The 2,474-nt window shown below is 59.3% G+C and carries 3 protein-coding genes; all 3 read left to right on the forward strand.

The window, feature by feature from the left end:
• Positions 1-427 (forward strand): hypothetical protein (locus tag BSU04_RS46415; protein ID WP_218827271.1); only part of this gene is annotated, 427 nt, incomplete at its 5' end.
• Positions 403-750, forward strand: a complete 348-nt coding sequence (gene tnpB / locus BSU04_RS12995; protein WP_062004012.1) for an IS66 family insertion sequence element accessory protein TnpB — start codon at positions 403-405, stop codon at positions 748-750. The genes BSU04_RS46415 and tnpB, both read left to right, overlap by 25 nt.
• 78 nt (positions 751-828) lie before the next feature.
• Positions 829-2,421 (forward strand): IS66 family transposase, encoded by a 1,593-nt coding sequence (gene tnpC / locus BSU04_RS13000; protein WP_089160985.1) that lies wholly within the window; start codon positions 829-831, stop codon positions 2,419-2,421.
• Positions 2,422-2,474 lie beyond the last annotated feature (53 nt).

Below are 2,474 nucleotides of genomic sequence, written 5' to 3' on the forward strand. Positions count from 1 at the left end.
TTTTCAGCAGGCTGAGGGTGGCTATATGAATGATGGTGGAAAGAAGATTGGCGAGCATGCGATGGCGCACATTGAAGCCGCGCAGCGTGAGGGTAAGACGCTTTCGGCATATGCGCGTGAGCATGGGCTGAGCAAGCAACATTTGTACAAAGTTAGGCGAGACATGCGAGCACGCTCGGCTGGTTCTGGGAAGCCCCGGATCACCGCGGAGAAGTCGAGCGAACCACCGGGAGTGGACTTGGCGTTCGTTGAGGTGAAGGTGGCGGCAACGCCTGCCAGTCCATTGGCGCCGCGCGCACGGTTGTGGGCACATCTGCCCAATGGCGTGAATGTCGAGCTGTTGTGCACGAGCGGCGATGTCGATCTGCTGATGGCAATGATGGATTCGTTGGGGAGGACGTCGTGTTCCACTTCGACCAAAGTCTAAAAGTTTATCTACATCGCGACGCGGTTGATTTTCGCAAGAGCATCAACGGCTTGTCAGTGCTCGTTGAGCAGTCGATGAAGCGTGATCCCTTCGCCCGAGCGGTGTACGGATTTCGCAACAAGCGTGCCGACCGTATAAAGCTGCTGCTTTATGAGCGCAATGGATTTTGGCTAATGATGAAACGGCTTGAGGCTGACCGTTTTGCGTGGCCCCGCAACGGCGAGGTGGTCGAGCTGAGCGTCGAGCAATTTCAATGGCTGCTCGAGGGTATCGATCTTGCGGCGATGCGCAAGCACCCCGAGCGTCGCTATGCGAGGGCGTGAATGGTCGCGAAGACGCGACGGTGACTGTTACAAATTGAGGTAAACCCATTGCGGCCGGTGATTCGTTAGAGTGGTTGCATGACCCGCGAACACCTCACGATCACTGTTGACGAATTGAATGCACTCATCGCCGCGCGTGATGCGGCATTCGCCGAACGCGATGCACTGCGCGGCGAGCTACGTGTGACGAAGGCTGAGCGCGACCTCGTGAAGGAACAGCTGAAGCTCATGATGCGCAAGCTGTTCGGTGCGAGTAGTGAGAAGCGCGACGCCCGCCAGGGGGACCTGTTCCTCAATGAAGCGGAGCAGCTTGCCCCGACGCCGGCGACGCAGCCCGCGCAGGAAGACCGGCCGGAGATCGAGGTAGCCGCGCACAAACGCAAGAAAGGCGGTCGCCGTCCGCTCGATGCGGCGCTGCCGCGCGAGGTGGTTCGATACGAATTGCCTGCGGACCAACTGGTTTGCCCGCACGACGGCTCGGAGCTGGTCGAGATCGGCGTCGAAGTCAGCGAGCAGCTGGACATCGTGCCGCAGCAGATTCGCGTGATCCGTCACGAGCGGGTCAAGTATGCGTGCAAGGTCTGCGACCGCACTCTGAAAGTCGCCCCGGCGCCGCTGCGCATCATTGCGAAGGGGTTGTTCACGGAAGCGGCGCTGGCGTGGATCATCCTGTCGAAGTTCATGGACGCTTTGCCGTTGTACCGGATTGCGGCGCTGCTGCGCCGTTTCGGCGGCGACATCTCGCGCAACACGCTGGCCGCTTGCGTGATCCGGGTTGGTCAAGCAGTTCAACCGGTGATCAACCTGATGCGCGATGTGCTGCTGGAGAGCGACGTGGGCCATGGCGACGAGACCAACGTCCAGGTGCTTAAGGAACCTGGGCGTGCGGCGCAGTCCAAAAGCGCGGTCTGGGTGCAAATGAACGGTGTCGGACCACCTCCGGTGCGACTGTTTAGCTATGCGCCCGGACATCATGTCGAACATGGCGACAAGCTGTGGGTGGGAATGCGCGAGGGGGCGGCGTTGATGAGCGACGGCGGCCCTGTGTACGATCTCATCGCGAAGAAGAACGCTCTGGTGCACCTGGGCTGCTGGAGTCATGCGCGACGCTATTTCGTGGAAGCCCAGGAGGTGCTGCCGAAAGAGGCGCGCGCAATGCACCAGCCGTCCACGCAGTTTCTTCATCTGATCGGCAAGCTGTATGCGGCAGAAGCCCGCGCACGTAAAGCGCCACACCGATGCGCACGCCTACGCCGGCGCTATAGCCGCGTGGTGCTCGGGCAGATCAAAGACTTGCTGGATCAGCACCTGGAGACGACGCTGCCCAGCGGAAAGCTTGGGCAGGCACTGGGCTATCTTGGCAATCAGTGGCCAAAGTTGATGCGTTACGTTGAAAATGAAGCTTGGCCGATTTGTAACAACGCATGCGAAAATTCAATCAGACCGTTTGTCGTCGGAAGAAAAAATTGGCTCTTTAGTGACACGGTGGCGGGCGCCAAGGCAAGTCTCAACCTGTACTCGCTGATCGAAACCTGCAAGGCCAACGACATTGATATATATCGGTATCTGGTCGATCTGTTCAAGGCGTTGCCGTACGCAAAAGTCGCCGACGACTACGAAGCATTGCTGCCGTGGAAGCTTGGCACGCCCGCTCGTAAGCCGACCGTTTAATCGCTAACCTATCTGACCTAACACCGCAACGGGCGGGTTCGTTGACCGCTTAC

Source organism: Caballeronia sordidicola, from assembly GCF_002220365.1.
In the GTDB taxonomy this organism is placed as follows: domain Bacteria; phylum Pseudomonadota; class Gammaproteobacteria; order Burkholderiales; family Burkholderiaceae; genus Caballeronia; species Caballeronia sordidicola_C.

What these genes read in the sequence shown, in the direction of transcription:
- tnpC (WP_089160985.1), top strand. Translation starts at nt 829, where the DNA reads ATGACCCGCGAACACCTCACGATCACTGTTGACGAATTGAATGCACTC.